The following is a 16,086-nucleotide window of genomic DNA, read 5'->3' as shown; positions in this document are numbered from 1 at the left end:
TTGCGATTGGCGGCAAACCTTCTGCCGTGGAAATCTGTGAGGGTGCAGGAGAGGTGCCTGCGAAGGTTTCGGGAAAGGAAACGCGGATGCTGGCCAGATTCAGGCGCATCGCCGAAGAGCGACGCGCGGCTTGCCCTGTCCTGATCGACGGCATGCCGGTCGAGGCGCTGGAGGGAGACACAGTGCTGACGGCGCTGATGCTCTCGCGCGGCTTTGCCCGTTTGTCCGAGTTCGCCGATGGCAAGCGGGCGGGGTTCTGCCTGATGGGCGCCTGTCAGGATTGCTGGGTCTGGACGGGTGAAGGTGAGCGGCTGCGTGCCTGTTCCACCCCCGTCCTCCCGGGCATGGATATCAGAACCGAGGTTCCGGAGGGGTTATGGCAGATTTGCGCGTCGTGATCGTGGGCGCCGGCCCCGCCGGTACGCGTGCCGCCGAGGCGTTGGTGCGGGCGGGGCTCCGCCCCGTCGTCATCGATGAGGGAGATCGCAGCGGCGGCCAGATCTATCGCCGCCAGCCGCAAAATTTCCGGCGTTCCTATGCGGCCCTTTACGGCACGGAAGCGGATAAGGCGAAGGCTCTGCACGAGGCATTCGACGGGCTTTCAGACCACATCGATTACCGGCCGCAGACCCTCGCATGGGCAATCCGCGACAATCGCATTCATATTCAGCGCGCCGAGACATCCGAAGCTCTCAATTTCGATGCCCTTATCATCGCATCGGGTGCGACCGACCGCATCATGCCTTTGCCGGGCTGGACGAGGCCGGGATGTTTTTCGCTTGGCGCTGCGCAGATATCCCTGAAGGCGCAAGCCTGTGCGATAGGCCGGCGGGTGGTTTTCATGGGCACGGGACCGCTGCTTTATCTCGTTGCCTATCAATACATGAAGGCAGGCGCGGCCCCCGTGGCGGTGTTGGATACCACACCGTTTTCCACGCAGATCAAGGGTCTGCCGGGAATGATGGCGCGGCCAACGCAGCTCCTCAAGGGCATGCGGCTCGTTGGGGCGCTGCTGGCTGGCGGGGTAAGGATCAAGCGAGGCATTGTGCCGATAGAGATTATCGGTGACGCCGAGAGCGGCGTGACCGGCATTCGCTACCGGAATGCGTCCGGTGACGAAAAACGCCTCGCCTGCGATGCGGTCGGTACGGGCTATCATCTGCGGGCGGAAAGCCAGCTTGCCGATCTTGCCGGTTGCCGCTTCTCCTTTCATCCGCCGATCCGGCAATGGTTGCCGGATGTGGACGATATGGGGCGCAGTTCGGTGCCGAATGTCTATCTGGCGGGCGACGGCGTGCGTATTCTCGGTGCAGATGGTGCGGAAGCCTCCGGCCGGCTTGCCGCCTTCGCGCTCCTTGAGGATCAAGGCTTGAAGCCATCCCGCACGGAGATCGGCCGCTGCCGGAAGCAATTGAGAGCTGCGAGGCGCTTTGCGCAGGGAATGGCTCGAGCCTTCCCCTGGCCGCATCTGTTGGCGCAGACACTTGCCGACGACACGATCATCTGCCGCTGCGAGGTTGTGACGGCGGGAGAGCTGCGCGCGAGCGTCACCGGCAAGGGCGCAACGGAAGTCAATCGCTCGAAAGCTTTCTCGCGGGCTGGCATGGGCCGATGCCAGGGGCGGTTCTGCGGGCAGGCGGGACAGGAGATTGTCGCCGCCGCCTCTGGTCTGCCGGTGGAATCGGCGGGACGGTTGCGCGGGCAGGCGCCGGTAAAACCCTTGCCGCTGGCGATTGCGAGGGGAGACGATGATGCGTAACGCGCTTGCGGAGGCGGATGTCATTATTGTCGGCGGCGGCATTGTCGGAACCGCCACGGCGTTTTTCCTGCGGCAACGGGGCGTCAGCGTCATTCTGCTGGAGCGTTTCCTTGTCGGTCAGCAGGCGAGCGGCACCAATTTCGGCAATGTCCGCCGTCAGGGCCGTTACCTCGGGCAGCTTCCGCTCGCCAACAGATCGCGGGATATCTGGAGCCGCATCCCGCAACTGACCGGTGCGGATGTGGAATTCATGCCCGTCGGCCATATCCGGTTTCTCTGGACGGAAGAACAGATCGCCACGGTCGAGAAATACCGCGACGATGCCGCACAATATGGTCTGGAGTTGCATATCCTCCCGCGCGAGGTCATCCGGCAGAAATTCCCCTTCATCGGACCGGAAGCGGTGGCCGGATCATGGTCGCCGCATGACGGTCACGCCAATCCGCGCCTCGTCGCGCCCGCCTTTGCCCGCGCGGCGCGGCGGGACGGTGCAACAATCGTGGAAAATTGCGAGGTTCTGGCCATCGAAAAGGCCGGTGAGGATTTCCGGGTGACGACGGCGGAAGGGGATTATCGCGCGCCCGTGGTGCTGGTCGCCAGCGGCGCATGGGGCGGCGGGTTTGCCGGTGCTTTGGGGGAGGCGGTACCGCTGGAAGTGGCCGGCCCGCAAATGGGCGTGACGGAACCCTTGCCATGGTTCATTCACCCGGTCGTTGGCGTCTCCACCAAAATTCCCGGCGAAGTGATCTATATGCGGCAAATCCCGCGCGGAAATGTCATTTTCGGTGGGGTGAAACGATGCGCCGCCGCGCTGGACGAACGCCGGGCGAAATACGATCCCGCCGGGCTCGATGCCCAGCTGCGTCAGCTTCTGCGGCTGGCACCCGCCTTGCGCCATGCCCGGCTGATCCGCACCTGGTCCGGCGTGGAAGGCTATATGGCCGACGATCTGCCGGTCATGGGAGACAGTGCCGCAACCTCCGGCCTCTATTACGCTTTCGGTTTCAGCGGCCACGGCTTCCAGATCGGCCCGGGCGTCGGCGACGTGATGGCGGAGCTGATAGCGACCGGAAAGACCACGACGCCGATTGCGGATTTTCACATCGGCCGTTTTCGTCGTGGTCAGCCTGCCGCATCCCATTAAGGGAGGGTCAGAAATCCGCGACCTTGCCCCAGGACGAATTCAGGAAACGGCTGGGGTGATAGGGGGCGGCATCGACGATCGGGTTCGAGCCCGTCACGATATCGGCGATCAGATGGCCGGCGCCCGGCCCTATGCCGAAACCGTGGCCGCTGAAACCGGCGGCAAGAATGAAGCCGGGCAATTCGTTGGTTTCGCCAATGGCGGGCACGCCATCGGGCGTGCTGTCGATGAAACCGGCCCAGGCGGCGGAAATCTGCGTTTTGCCGAGGGCGGGCAGAAGCTCCAGCGCCCTTCTATGGGTCTCGCGGATGGCGGCGGCATTGGGTTTCGGATCGAGAATACGAACCCGTTCCATCGGCGTCGGCGCATCGAGCCGCCAGCGTTTCAGCGTCTCGTGGCCGCCGCGAATGCCTTCCAGCCCGCCCGGCCGCAGGCTTCGCCAGCGCTTGAGGAACATCGGGATGAATTCACGGGCAAACCGCATCTGCTGTGCCGTCGGGTCGATGCGCCCCAGCCCGCTGATGGCGAGCGTGTAACCGCCGTCTTTTCTCTTCGTTGCCGAAACGGCGGCGGTGTGCAGCGCATCCGGCAGCCCCTCCGCACCCGGCGTGACGGAGAGGATGGAAGAGCGGACGGAGGCCTGCGGGAAACGAATGCCGAGCTGCCGGCAAAAGGACGACGCCCAGGCCCCGCCGGACATGATGGCGGTTTTGGTGCGGATCGTGCCTTTTTCGGTGACGACGGCGCTGACCCGGCCGCCTTCCGTCTCAAGCCCGCGTGCGGCGCAATTCTGATGCACCGTGCCGCCCAGCTTGATGATGGCGCGCGCCACGGCGGGCGCCGCCATGGAAGGATCGGCCGTGCCGTCCGTCGGCGAAAACACGCCGCCCTTCCAGCGCTTTCCCGTGGATCGGCCGCGTTCGCTCGCCTCATCGGCGCTCAGCATATGGGTCGTCACGCCTGCGGTAATGGCAAAGTCGCGCCAGCGCGCCCAGCCGGCAAGTTCGGCCTCATTGTCGCTCAGGTAAAACAGCCCGCAGCGGCGAAAACCCGTGTCCTCGCCGCTCTCTGCGCCAAACTCTTCCCAGAGCGCCAGGCTCTTGGTGGAAATCGGCAATTCGCGGGCGTCGCGGTTCTGCTGGCGGCACCAGCCCCAGTTGCGGCTGGATTGCTCCGCTCCGATCAGGCCTTTCTCGACCAGCGCCACTTTCAGGCCGCGCCGGGCAAGATAATAGGCGGCGAAGACACCGACGATGCCGCCGCCGATAATGACGGCGTCTGCGGATCTCGGCAGTTCCGGCGATGTCGTGATCTGTTGCAGCGGGGCGGGCATGGTCGGACTCCTTGTATTCGTCCTAATTTACCTCAGCCGGCGTGTAAACGCTGCCAGACTGGGCCTGTTGCCGGAATCTCCTGCTGTTGGGCGACGCCTCTGCAACTCTTTATGCTGCATCAAAAAAATATCCCCACGTCGACAGGGCTTGCCCATGTGGTAAGATTTCCTTTGCCGCGCCAGAATTTTATGCCGCGTGTTCAAAAAACAAAAAAGGGGTTCCGCACGTGATGAAACTTGACCGGATCGATATCAAGATCCTCTACGAATTGCAGAAAAATGGTCGCATCACCAATGTAGAGCTGGCGGAGCTTGTCAATCTGTCGCCAAGCCCTTGCCTGATGCGGGTGAAGAAGCTGCAGGCGGAAGGTTATATCGAGGGTTATTCGGCGCAGATCAACATCAACAAGCTCGGCCAGACGCTGACGGTGTTTACGGAAATCACGCTCAAGAACCATCGCCAGATCGATTTCGCCCGCTTCCTCGGCGTTGTCGAAAAGATCGACCAGGTGGTGGAATGCCACCTCGTTTCGGGCGGTTACGACTATCTGCTGAAATTCGTCACCTCTGGCATCGTCGAATACCAGTCGATCATGGAGCGGCTGACCGATATGGACGTGGGCATCGACAAATATTTCAGCTTCGTGGTGCTGAAATCGCCGATCATCAAATCGCATATGCCGCTGACCAGCCTGTTTCCGCTTTGAGTTGGGGGGGAGCGCCTCAGGCATCCGCAGAACCGATGGATTTGGCACGGGCGTTGCGTTCACATTCCGTCACCCCGGACTTGATCCGGGGTCCAGCGCGATCAAGTCTTTGATCGCATGAGACTCATTTCACGACGCAGACGCGTCGTGGCTGGATGCCGGGTCAAGTCCGGCATGACGGAGGAGAGGTTCTCTTACCTGTTTGGCATTCGTCCAGCTCACCTTTTCGAAAACGCCCGCACCAGTTCCGCATCCTGCTGGAGATTGTCGAGCCATGTCGGGTCGAGTTTCGGCACGGAGGAGAACAGCAGTTTCGAATAGGGGTGGGAGGGCGATTTGATCGCTTCGGTTTCCAGATGCTCCACCTTCTGCCCGCCATACATCACGACAATCTCGTCGCAGATGGTTTCCACCACCGAAAGATCGTGGCTGATGAAGATGTAGGAGAGGTTCAGCTCCCGCTGCAGTTCTCCGAGAAGATCGATGATCGCGGCCGCGACCACGGTATCGAGCGCCGAGGTGATTTCATCGCAGATGATGAGCGAGGGTTCGGCGGCTAGTGCGCGGGCGAAATTGACGCGTTGCTTCTGCCCGCCGGAAAGGCCGGAGGGGTGGCGGTGACGCACCGAGCGCGGCAGCTTCACCATATCGAGAAGCTCATCGATCCGGGCGTCGCGCGCCTTGCCTTTCATGCCGTGATAGAAGGTCAGCGGCCGGCCGAGAATATCCTCGATGGGTTTCGACGGGTTGAGTGCGGTATCGGCATATTGGAACACGATCTGCATCCGGCGCAGCTGGTCGCCGGTTCGACGCCGGGCATCCGCATCCAGTTCCCGGCCTTCGAAGATGACATGGCCGCCGGCCGCCGGCAGAATGCCGGCAATGGCGCGCGCCAGCGTCGATTTTCCGCAACCGGACTCGCCGATGATGCCGAGATTGCGACCGGGATAGACCGAAAGGCTGACGCTATCCACCGCACGCACCAGCGGCATCTTGTCTTCGCCCTTCGTTCCGTAACCGGCGATCAGCTTTTCGATATCCAGCAGCGGCGTTGCCTGCTCCTGTTTGGCGGGTGTGATGACACGCGCCTTGTCGTGAAAGGCCGTCAGCAGTTCCTTCGTGTAGGGATGCTGGGCATTTTCGAGGATATCCGTGGTCGTACCGGTTTCCTGAACCTCGCCGCCTTTCAGCACAACGATCCGGTCGGCGATCTGGGCGACGACGGCGAGATCGTGCGAAACATAAACGCCGCCGATGCCGTTCTTGCGCATTGCCGATTTGAAGGCGCGCAGCACCTCTATCTGGGTCGTGACGTCGAGCGCGGTGGTGGGCTCGTCGAAAATCACCAGCTTCGGGTTGCCGATCAGCGCCATTGCGGCGGAGAGGCGCTGAAGCTGGCCGCCGGACACCTGATGCGGGTAACGCTCGCCGATGGTCTCGGGGTTGGGCAGTGACAGCGCCTTGAAAAGTTCCACCGCGCGTGTGCGTGCCTCCTGCGGCGGCATCAGATGGTGGATGCGGGTGACTTCGATGACCTGATCGATGATTTTCTGCGCCGGGTTGAAGGCGGCGGCGGCGCTTTGCGGCACATAGGCCACTTTCGTGCCGCGGACTTTGGCGCGTTCAGCCTCGGAAAGCTGCACCATGTCCTGGTCCGCCACCTTGACGCTGCCGCCGGAAATGCGGCAGCCCGGCCGGGCATAGCCCATCAGGGTCAGCGCGATAGTGGTCTTGCCGGAACCGCTTTCGCCGATCAGCGCGACGATTTCGCCATCGGCGATGTCGATGTCCACGCCCTTGATGATGTCGATACGGCGGCCGGAATCGGTGGTGGCCTCGACTTTCAGTCCACGGATTTCAACGAGATTGCTCATTATTCGCTCCTGTCGCGGATTTTCTGCGGCAGATTGTCGATCAGCAGGTTGACGCTGATCGTCAGGCTGGCAATGGCCAGCGACGGGAAGATGACGGCAGGGGCCGCAAACGGTAGGCCGCCGATGTTCTCGCGCACCAGCGCGCCCCAGTCCGCATTCGGCGGCTGCAGGCCGAGGCCGAGGAAGGAGAGGCCCGACAGAAGCAGCACGATGAACACGAAGCGCACGCCAAGATCGGCCAGTACGGGCCGGACGATGTTCGGCAGGATTTCAGAGCCGATGAGGTAGAACAGGCTTTCGCCGCGCACCCGGGCGACGGTGACGAAATCCATCGTGTTGACATTGACGGCGAGCGCCCGGGCGAAACGATAGGCGCCCGGAGTATAGATGACCGAGAGCGTGATGATCAGCACCGGAATGGAAGAGCCGACGGCGGCCACGACCACGAGGCCGAAAAGCTTGCTCGGAATGGAATTCACCGCATCGAGAAACCGGCTCAGCGCCGCATCGAACCAGCCGCCGATGACGGCGGCGCACATGCCGAGCACGACGCCGGAGGTGCAGGCGACGGTGACGGCGGCGAGCGATATGCCGACCGTGAAACGCGCGCCCATGAGAATGCGGGAAAACACGTCGCGGCCGAGATAATCGGAACCGAGCCAGAGATCGGAGGTCATCGGCCCGAAATAATCGAGATCGACGATTTCACCGACCGGATGCGGAATGAGATAGGGCGCGAAGATTGCGACCATGGCCCAGACAAAAATGACGAGAAAGCCGAAAACGCCGACTGCGTTGATCTTGTAACCCAAACGCGAGGTCCCCGAAGTTGTTTTGATATTGTCGGCCATCAGCGCAGCCTCGGATTGGACATGATGGCGATGATATCCGCCGTCGTGATGAGGAGGAGATAACCGACGCAGAAGATCATCGCGCAGCTCTGGATCAGCGGCAGGTCGCGGGTTGCGACGCCATCGACCATCAGCTTGGCGATGCCGGGATAATTGAAGATCGTCTCGACGATGATGACGCCGCCGACGAGATAGGAAAGCGACAGCGCCACCGCATTGACGATGGGACCGAGCGCATTGGGAAGCGCATGGCGAAGCACGATGCGCATGCGCGGCGCGCCCTTCAAAAGCGCCATTTCCACATAGGGCGTATCCAGCGTCTCGATGACGGCGGCGCGGCTCATGCGGATCATCTGTGCGGAAACGACGAAGGTCAGCGTGATGACCGGCATGGCATAGACCCGCAGAACATCGAAAAGCGTGTGAACCTCGCTGACCAGCGACAGCGCCGGAAGCCATTTCAGATAGACGGCGAAAAGCAGCACGGCGAGTGTGGCGATCATGAATTCCGGCACCGAGATGACGCCGATGGTCAGCACGGTGACGGCCCGGTCATAAAGCGTTCCGCGCAACATGGCGGAGCTGATGCCGAGGGTCAGCGCCAGCGGCACGGCGATGATGGTGGTAATGCCGGCAAGCTTCATGGAGTTGACAAAGCGCGGACCGATAAGATCGGCAATCGCCATGTTGTTGGCGTAGGATGTGCCGAGTTCGCCCTGCAGCAGGCCGAGAAGCCAGCGGACGAAACGCAGGAGGGCAGGGTCGTCGAGATGCATGGCGGTGCGCAGGCCGGCCACGGCCTCCGGCGTCGCCGCCTGGCCAAGAAGGATCGTCGCCGTGTCGCCGGGCAGCAGGCTGGTAGCGGAAAAGACGATAAACGACACGATAAGCAGCGTCGTCAGCATGACGACCAGCCGCCTGGCGATAAGGGATAATATCCGGCTGTTCATTCACATGCTCCTGCGACGTGCCTGATTGTGGAGGCTTTCCGCAACGACGGAAAGGCTGCCGGGCGCATTTTCGCGCCCGGCTCCATGGTCTATCAGGCTTCGAGCCAGACGTATTCCGCAAAGGCATAACCCATCATGCCGCCGAGCGGATTGGCTTCCAGCCCCTTCAGCTTGGAGGTGATGGCGTCGACGTTCGAAATATAGGCGGGAATGATGGTGCCGGCTTCGTCGGCGATCATCGTTTCCAGTTCGAAGTAGATCTGCTTGCGCTTGTCCATATCGAGCATGCCGCGTGCTTCGAGCATCAGCTTGTCGAATTTCGGCGACTTGTACTGGCTTTCGTTCCACGGTGCGTCGGAAGCGTAGAGCAGGGAGAACAGGATATCCGGTGTCGGGCGCGGGTTGATGTTGCCGAAATGGACCGGCGCCTTCAGCCAGTAATTGCTCCAGTAGCCGTCCGAAGGCACGCGCTGCACATCCAGCTTGACGCCGATTTCGGCGGCGGAAGCCTGGATGATCATCGCCATGTCGACCGACGAGCTTGCCGCATCCGATGCGATGACCGGAATGGACTGGCCGATGAGGCCGGCTTTTTCAAAGTGGAACTTCGCCTTGTCCGGATCGAAGGCTTTCGGCTTCAGGTCCGGATTGTGGTAGGGGTTCATCGGCGGAACCGGCTGGTCGTTGCCGACTTCACCGAGGCCGCGCAGCGCCGCCTTGACGATCTGCTCGCGATTGACGATCGACTTCATGCCGGCGATGAAATCGGCATTGTTGCCTGGCGCCTGGTCGAGACGCATGTTGAGGTTGGTGTAGTTTCCGGATGTCGTCTTGGAAAGAACGACACCGTCCTGCTTGTCGAGCAGGCGCAGCGCACGCGGGTTGATGGAGGCCGCGAGCTGGATGTCGCCGGAAAGAAGCGCGTTCACGCGGGCATTGTCGTCCGAGATCGCGAAGAACTCGAAGCTGTCCACATGCGGCCCGCCCGATTTCCAGTAATTGGTATTCTTGGCCATGATCGAGCGCACGCCCGGCTCGAATTTTTCGATCTTGAAGGCGCCCGTGCCGTTGCCCTTGGAAAAATCGGTCGTGCCATCGGCGACGATCATGAAATGGTGCATGGCAAGGATCGTCGGCAGGTCGGCATTGGCGCTGGCCAGCGTGATTTCGACGGTGCTCTTGTCGACAGCCTTGAAGCCGGTCATCTGGGCGGCGATCTTGGCGACCTTGGAGCCGACTGCCGGATCGAGATGGCGCTTCAGCGAATAGACCACGTCATCAGCGGTCAGCGACTTGCCGTCATGGAAGGTGACGCCGGAACGCAGCTTCACGGTCCAGGTCTTGGCGTCCTTGGATTCGATCGACTCGGCCAGCTCCATCTGTGGCGTGCCCGAAGCATCGAGGAAGCTCAGGCGGTTATAGAGCGCGCAGCAACGGACGTAGTCCGTCGACAGCGAAGCCTTCGCCGGATCGAGCGTATCGGCGGTGAGGAGGACCAGCCGGCAGCTTTCAGCGTGCCGCCGGATACCGGCGTTGCGGCCACGGCGCCAGAGGCGCGGCCGAGGATGGCCGAACCGGCGGAAAGGGCGACGCCGCCCGCCAGCAGCATGTGAAGCAGCTCACGCCGCGTTGCGCCGCGCCGGATCGCCTGTTCAACGGCGGCATCGTCGGAGCGGGTCCAGTTTGTAATCCTGTCACTCATGGTCTTCCCCTTTTGTATGATTTGTTGAAATGCGTCTGAAGAAATTTCCGGCTGCCGCATCCCAGTTCGCGGCACGCCATTGGCGGGGCGGCTCAGCCGCCCGTCTGTTTCACTGCTTCGGCAAGGCCGGCCATGGAGGTGAAGTGGTAGTCCGGCTCGGTAAAGTTTTCCGGCTCGATCGTACCGCCATATCCCTTCTGGGCGTGGCGACGCTCGATCCAGCAATTGGTCATGCCCAGTTTCCGGGAAATGCCGATATCGTGGTACTGGCTTTGCGCGACGTGCAGAATGTCGTCCTTCGATGCGCCTTCGCTTTCCACAAAGGCAAAAACCTTTTCGAAAAAGGCGGGATCGGGTTTTTCGGTGCCAGTGTCATCCGCGGTGAAAGCGGCATGAAAGGGATTGCCGAGTTCCTTCGAGAAATATTCGAAGGCCCAGCGCTGGGCGTTGGTCATGGCGATGAGGCGATGCGTCTTGGCAAGCTCGGCCATGGCGGCGCGGCTGTCTTCAAAGCCTTTCCAGCTTTTTGCCGCATCGCGCAGGCGTTCACCGAATGCGCGTTCCGCCGGCAGGCCGAGTTCGGGAGCGATAATCAGGTATACGCGGACGAGGTCATCCGGAAACAGGTCGGTCGCGTCGGAATAACGGGCCGCGCGGTAAAGCGCGAGCGCCTTTTCACCATCGACCTCCACGCCGTTTTCCGCGCCGATTGCGGCCAGCGTCGATTTCAGGCCGCCTTCGAAATCGATGAGGGTCCCCACCACGTCGAAGCTCATATATTTGAAGTCGCTCAGTTTTTTGGGCAATGTCGGTCTCCGCTTTGCCGCCTCGGCCTCTTGGGGAGCCTGCGGCAGATTATTCTGTTCCCGGACGGGATCCTTGCCCCGTTCCCATTTGCGATTACGCCCTTTTTTATGGCGTTTAGTGCCGTTTGCATTAATAGTTTGGCACTTTCGGCACGCCGGATTCGCCGAAATGGATCGGCTCTTCGGCAGAATATTGCGAATATGCGGTGCATTGCGACATTTCGAGAGGGTGCCGCAACGCCACCCGGCTATCGCCTCAGGCCATGGCGGCCCGTACCGCGGGGTCTTCGAGCGTCTGGTCGAGGGTCTTCAGCGTCCGCTCGATGATGGCGTCGATCTCGCTGTCGGTGCAGCAGAGCGGCGGCGCGTAACCCAGAATACCGTTCGCAAAGGCGCGCACGATCAGGCCGTTTTCCCAGGCGCGGTCGAAAACCTTGCGTGCGGGGGCCGCAGCGGCCGGCAGCGGGGTCTTTTTGTCCTTGTCGGTCACGAGTTCGACGGCGGCGAGCATGCCGCGCCCGCGGACATCGCCGACCAGCGGATGGCTTCTCAGGCTCTCAAGCCCCGCCATCAGCCTTTCACCGGCGCGGCGGCCGTTTTCCAGCAGCCCGCCCTCGTAAAGTTTCAGCACTTCGAGACCGACGGCGGCGCTGACGGGATGGGCGGAATAGGTATAGCCATGCCCAATTGCGGCCTCGCCTGCGAAGTCGGCTATTGTATCATAGACGTGGTCCGCCATGAAGACGGCGCCCATCGGCACGTAGCCGGAGGTGAGGCCCTTGGCGGTGGTGATGAAGTCCGGCACGATGTCCTCGTCGGCACAGGCAAACAGCGGCCCCGTGCGGCCAAAGCCGGTAATGACTTCGTCGGCGACGAAAAGGATGCCATAGGAACGGCAGAGGTCGCGCATGGCCTTGACCCAGCCGGGAGGCGGCACGAGAACCCCGCCGGAACCCTGGATCGGCTCCGCATAGAAGGCGGCGACGCGGTCCGGACCGATCGTCTCGATCTTGTCCTTCAGGATTTGCAGGGAGGATGCGATGATGGCGGCCGGGTCGCTTCCCACCGGGTTACGGTAGGCGTAATGCGACGGGATTTTGTGCTGCCAGTCGTAAGGCACGCCGAAACCGGCATGGAAAGCGGGCAGGGCGGTGAGGCCCGAACCGGCGGTGGTGGAGCCGTGATAACCCTGTTCGATGGAAATGAACTGGTCGCGCTGTGGCTGGCCCTTGGCATGCCAGTAATAGCGGATGAACCGAATGGTGCTGTCCACCGCATCGGAGCCGCCAAGCGTGAAATAGACGTGGTTGAGATCGCCCGGTGCGCGGTCGGCAAGTTCCGAGGCCAGCCGAATGGCCGGTTCGCTGCCAATGTCGAAATAGGCCGTCGCATAGGGCAATTCCCGCATCTGCTTTGCCGCCGCCTCGACGATGCTGTCATGGCCGTAACCGGCATTGACGCACCACAGGCCGGCAAAACCATCGATGAGCTGATGGCCGGTAATATCGGTGACGGTTGCGCCGCGTGCCGATTGCAGTACCCGCACGCCCAGCTTCTCATGGCCGCGGAAGGAAGAGACAGGGTGCACCAGATGGGCGCGATCCAGTTCGATGAGTGAATTGCTTAACATGGGTCTCTCCCGATTCAGCCCAGCGCCTGGCTGGTCAATGCGAATGTTTTCAGTTTTTTGTCAGCGGGGATTTCGGTTTTCGACCGGCGCATGGCGATGCCGCCGCCGACATGGCCAAGACCGCGTTCGGCAAGCCAGGGGGCCAGGCCCGTGTCGGCCGTGGTGTCCACACGAAGGAATGCGCCGGGACGTTCATAAAACACGAATGCGATCAGTTCTTTCGCGATTTCAGCATTTTCCGCGACGACCGGGCCGATGACTTCGCCGCGCCCGAAGGCGCGAAGTGCTGCAAAGCCCTTGATGACGCCCTGTTCCTGCACGAGTGCGAAACGCGCCCTTTCGGCAAGTGCTGCAAAGAGGGCCGTGCGATCCGCACCGAAAGCCTGCGCATCGAGCGCGGCGAGTTCGGCCGGATCAATGGTTTCCGCCCAGGTGACACCTTCCGGCCTGTCGGTCGCGGCCGGAATGCCCTGATGCTGGAGCACCTCGCCGCAGGCGGCGAAGCCCAGCTTTTCATAAAGGGGCAGGCCGTCGGCCGTGGCTACAAGACGGCACTCGCGATTTTCTGCTGCGTCCATTGCAGCGCCCATCAACTGGCGTCCAAGGCCGCGGCCGCGCATGCTCTCGTCCACGATCACCATATTGACGGTGGCGCAGGTGTCTCCGAGAATCGTCGCCATGGCGGTTCCGACGACGCGCCCGTTTTCCAGCGCGACGAAACCCTTGCTCAGGGAAAGGACCAGCGCCCAGTCTTCTTTCCGGTGCGGCCAGCCGGCCTGGCGGGAAAGTTCAACGGCCGCGTCGAGGTGGTCCGGTTGAAACGTTTGGATATCGATCAGGCTCGCCTGCATGCCGGAACTCCGTTTTTCTGCTTATTCATTGATAGACCGATGCCGAAAGAAGATTGTCCCGACAAATGGGAAGGTTCGATATGTTTCGCTGTTGCTTTTATCCGCCGCCGCATCTTATGCCGCATCTTGTCCGCACCTGGCTGTAAACCGGGGACCGGCGGCGGCTTCCGGTTTGCCTCGACGCAACTCTCTGCCAAACTGGCGGCTGCATACGCAACAATCTGCTTCCGCGAATGGCAATTGCGGTGCGTCGACCGGGCAAAGGCTTTCTATGATCAATTCATTCCGGCACGGCCGATCCCCAAGCAAGGATGACGACGACATGACCATCTTCCGCCCGAAATACATCTCCTTCGATTGCTACGGCACGCTGATCAATTTCCAGATGGCAGAGGCCGCCCGCGATCTTTATGGCGATCGTCTCGATGAAGCGCAGATGCAGCAGTTCATCAAGAATTTTGCGGCCTATCGTCTGGATGAGATCATGGGCGACTGGAAGCCCTACGCCCAGGTGGTTCACAATTCGCTTTCGCGCAGCTGCAAGCGCAATGGCGTGGCCTTCAAGGATGAAGATGCCACCTTCGTTTACGAGCACGTTCCGACCTGGGGCCCGCATGCCGATGTTCCGGCCGGGCTTGCCAAGGTTGCGAAGGAAATTCCCCTCGTCATCCTGTCCAACGCCATGAATTCGCAGATCATGTCGAATGTCGAAAAGCTCGGTGCGCCCTTCCACGCTGTCTATACGGCTGAGCAGGCACAGGCCTACAAGCCGCGCTTCAAGGCTTTCGAATATATGTTCGACATGCTGGGCTGCGGTCCGGAAGACATGCTGCATGTTTCCTCCTCGTTCCGTTACGATCTGATGTCGGCCCATGATCTCGGCATCAAGAACAAGGTCTGGGTCAATCGTGGTCACGAGCCCGCCAATCCCTATTACGGTTATGTCGAAATCGCCGATATTTCCGGCCTGGCAGGCGTGGTTGGATTGTAAGGAAAGGTCGGGACCATGAAGTTCGTCTCCTATTGGCACGATACCGCGCCGCAATTTTCAGGTGCCGCGCAAGGTCCCGTCGAAGGTCATTACGATGTCGCCGTCATCGGTGGAGGTTTCACCGGTCTCGGGGCCGCGCGCCAGCTGGCCAAGGCCGGCGCGCGGGTGGTCGTTCTTGAAGGGGAGCGGGTCGGCTGGGGCGCCTCCGGCCGCAATGGCGGGCATCTCAACAATGGTCTCGCCCATTCCTATCTCTCCGCCAAGGCCGAGCTTGGCAAGGAGCGCGCGATCGCCCTCTACAGGGCGCTCGATTCCTCCATCGATACGCTGGAGGCGCTGATCGCTGAGGAAGGCATCGATTGCAACTTCCGCCGCTCGGGCAAGCTGAAGCTTGCCTCCAAGCCGCAGCATTTCGAAGGTCTGGCGAAGAATTTCGAGGCGCTGCATGCCGAGGTCGATCCCGACACGGCGCTTCTTTCCGCAGCCGATCTCAAGTCGGAGATCGGTTCGCCCTTTTATGGCGCCATGCTTTCGAAGAAGAGCGCGATGATGCATATGGGTCGCTATGTGGCCGGCCTTGCCGAAGCCGCCAGCCGTCATGGCGCGGTGATCTTCGAAAATGCGGCGGTGACGAAGCACATCCAGAACGGCAGGACCCATGAACTGGAAACCTCGCGCGGCAAGGTGACGGCCGACAATGTTCTGGTGGCGACCGGCGCTTACACGCCGTCCGGCTTCGGTTATTTCCGTCGCCGCATCATCGCCGTCGGCAGTTTCATCATCGCCACGCGGCCGCTGACGGATGCCGAGGTTCAGGCCTCGGTTCCGGGCAACCGCACCTATGTCAACTCGATGAATATCGGCAATTATTTCCGGCTCGCGCCGGATAACCGGTTGATCTTCGGCGGCCGTGCGCGCTTTTCCGCCACGTCGGACCAGCGTTCGGATGCCAAAAGCGGTGCGATCCTGACGGAAAGCCTGCATCGCATCTTCCCGCAGCTTTCGCATGTGCCGATCGATTATTGCTGGGGCGGTCTGGTGGACATGACCAAGGATCGTTATCCGCGCGCCGGTTTCCACGACGGCGTCTGGTACGCCATGGGCTATTCCGGCCACGGTGCGCAGCTTTCCACCCATCTCGGCATGATCATGGCTGACGCCATTCTCGGACGGCCGGATAACAACCCGCTGAAGGGACTGGAATGGCCGGCGGTGCCGGGCCATTTCGGCAAGCCGTGGTTCCTGCCGGTCGTGGGCCTCTATTACAAGATGCTGGACAAGATTCAGTAGAGTGCGGTCGCTTTCCTGTCGCTCAGGCTTCTTACGAACCATCCTCCACATTCGACGTCATCCTCGGGCTTATCCCGAGGATCTGTCCACCTATCGCAAAATCAATCGGTAGCAGATGCTCGGGACAGGCCCGAGCATGACGGAGGAGAGGTTTGTGGGCGTTCCATCAATCTAACAGCAGCTGTCCGGCCGTTTTAT

The 16,086-nt window shown here is 61.5% G+C and carries 14 protein-coding genes and 1 pseudogene; 7 read left to right on the top strand and 8 right to left on the bottom strand.

The window, feature by feature from the left end; translation table 11 throughout:
- The first annotated feature begins 86 nt into the window (after positions 1–86).
- The 3 genes from L904_RS23945 to L904_RS23935 are packed head-to-tail and all read left to right on the top strand — an operon-like array spanning position 87 to position 2,903.
- Complete coding sequence (locus L904_RS23945) at positions 87–398, top strand: (2Fe-2S)-binding protein (protein WP_020809918.1); 312 nt, start codon at positions 87–89, stop codon at positions 396–398.
- Complete coding sequence (locus L904_RS23940; protein ID WP_020809919.1) at positions 377–1,759, top strand: NAD(P)/FAD-dependent oxidoreductase; 1,383 nt, start codon at positions 377–379, stop codon at positions 1,757–1,759. Before L904_RS23945 ends, L904_RS23940 begins: the two co-directional genes overlap by 22 nt.
- Positions 1,752–2,903, top strand: coding sequence for an FAD-binding oxidoreductase (locus L904_RS23935; protein WP_020809920.1), 1,152 nt, complete (start codon positions 1,752–1,754; stop codon positions 2,901–2,903). The genes L904_RS23940 and L904_RS23935 overlap by 8 nt, the downstream gene beginning before the upstream one ends.
- Positions 2,904–2,910: 7 nt before the next feature.
- On the opposite strand, the gene L904_RS23930 is transcribed toward L904_RS23935, so the two are convergent.
- The gene (locus L904_RS23930) at positions 2,911–4,236 is read right to left on the bottom strand and encodes an FAD-binding oxidoreductase (protein ID WP_035264212.1); all 1,326 of its coding nucleotides are present in this window, start codon (positions 4,234–4,236) and stop codon (positions 2,911–2,913) included.
- Positions 4,237–4,466: 230 nt separating this feature from the next.
- On the opposite strand from L904_RS23930, the gene L904_RS23925 reads away from it, so the two are divergent.
- Positions 4,467–4,943, top strand: a complete 477-nt coding sequence (locus L904_RS23925; RefSeq protein ID WP_003506856.1) for an Lrp/AsnC family transcriptional regulator — start codon at positions 4,467–4,469, stop codon at positions 4,941–4,943.
- Between the two features lie 218 nt (positions 4,944–5,161).
- Here the strand turns inward: L904_RS23925 and L904_RS23920 are convergent, their stop codons facing one another.
- The 7 genes and pseudogenes from L904_RS23920 to L904_RS23890 all read right to left on the bottom strand — a co-directional run bounded on the left by L904_RS23920 (position 5,162) and on the right by L904_RS23890 (position 13,607).
- Positions 5,162–6,817, bottom strand: coding sequence for an ABC transporter ATP-binding protein (locus L904_RS23920; protein ID WP_020813310.1), 1,656 nt, complete (start codon positions 6,815–6,817; stop codon positions 5,162–5,164).
- Complete coding sequence (locus tag L904_RS23915) at positions 6,817–7,668, bottom strand: ABC transporter permease (RefSeq protein WP_035264215.1); 852 nt, start codon at positions 7,666–7,668, stop codon at positions 6,817–6,819. The genes L904_RS23920 and L904_RS23915 overlap by 1 nt, the downstream gene beginning before the upstream one ends.
- The gene (locus tag L904_RS23910) at positions 7,668–8,618 is read right to left on the bottom strand and encodes an ABC transporter permease (protein WP_003524664.1); all 951 of its coding nucleotides are present in this window, start codon (positions 8,616–8,618) and stop codon (positions 7,668–7,670) included. The genes L904_RS23915 and L904_RS23910 overlap by 1 nt, the downstream gene beginning before the upstream one ends.
- A gap of 92 nt (positions 8,619–8,710) precedes the next feature.
- Positions 8,711–10,320, bottom strand: a pseudogene (locus L904_RS23905) (ABC transporter substrate-binding protein).
- Positions 10,321–10,412: 92 nt separating this feature from the next.
- The gene (locus L904_RS23900; protein ID WP_003524662.1) at positions 10,413–11,126 is read right to left on the bottom strand and encodes an HAD-IA family hydrolase; all 714 of its coding nucleotides are present in this window, start codon (positions 11,124–11,126) and stop codon (positions 10,413–10,415) included.
- Positions 11,127–11,382: 256 nt separating this feature from the next.
- Positions 11,383–12,756: an aspartate aminotransferase family protein gene (locus tag L904_RS23895; RefSeq protein ID WP_020813308.1), complete on the bottom strand. Its 1,374-nt coding sequence runs from the start codon at positions 12,754–12,756 to the stop codon at positions 11,383–11,385.
- A gap of 14 nt (positions 12,757–12,770) precedes the next feature.
- The gene (locus tag L904_RS23890; protein WP_020813307.1) at positions 12,771–13,607 is read right to left on the bottom strand and encodes a GNAT family N-acetyltransferase; all 837 of its coding nucleotides are present in this window, start codon (positions 13,605–13,607) and stop codon (positions 12,771–12,773) included.
- Between L904_RS23890 and L904_RS27965 the strand changes: the two genes are divergently transcribed.
- Genes L904_RS27965 through L904_RS23880 form a run of 3 tightly spaced genes read left to right on the top strand, consistent with a single transcriptional unit; the run spans position 13,572 to position 15,888 of the window.
- Positions 13,572–13,922 carry a hypothetical protein gene (locus tag L904_RS27965; protein ID WP_147401565.1) on the top strand — a complete coding sequence of 117 codons (351 nt, stop codon included), beginning with the start codon at positions 13,572–13,574 and terminating at the stop codon, positions 13,920–13,922. The two genes, L904_RS23890 and L904_RS27965, sit on opposite strands and share 36 nt — an antisense overlap.
- Positions 13,923–13,929: 7 nt before the next feature.
- Positions 13,930–14,598, top strand: a complete 669-nt coding sequence (locus L904_RS23885) for a haloacid dehalogenase type II (RefSeq protein ID WP_031234533.1) — start codon at positions 13,930–13,932, stop codon at positions 14,596–14,598.
- A gap of 15 nt (positions 14,599–14,613) precedes the next feature.
- On the top strand, positions 14,614–15,888 hold the full coding sequence (locus L904_RS23880; protein ID WP_020813305.1) for an FAD-binding oxidoreductase: 1,275 nt from the start codon (positions 14,614–14,616) through the stop codon (positions 15,886–15,888).
- Positions 15,889–16,086: the final 198 nt, after the last annotated feature.

It is taken from the genome of Agrobacterium sp. LY4, assembly GCF_001526585.1.
Lineage (GTDB): Bacteria > Pseudomonadota > Alphaproteobacteria > Rhizobiales > Rhizobiaceae > Agrobacterium > Agrobacterium leguminum.
Note: the sequence above shows the minus strand (reverse complement) of the source record. Positions and strands in the feature narration are given on the sequence as shown.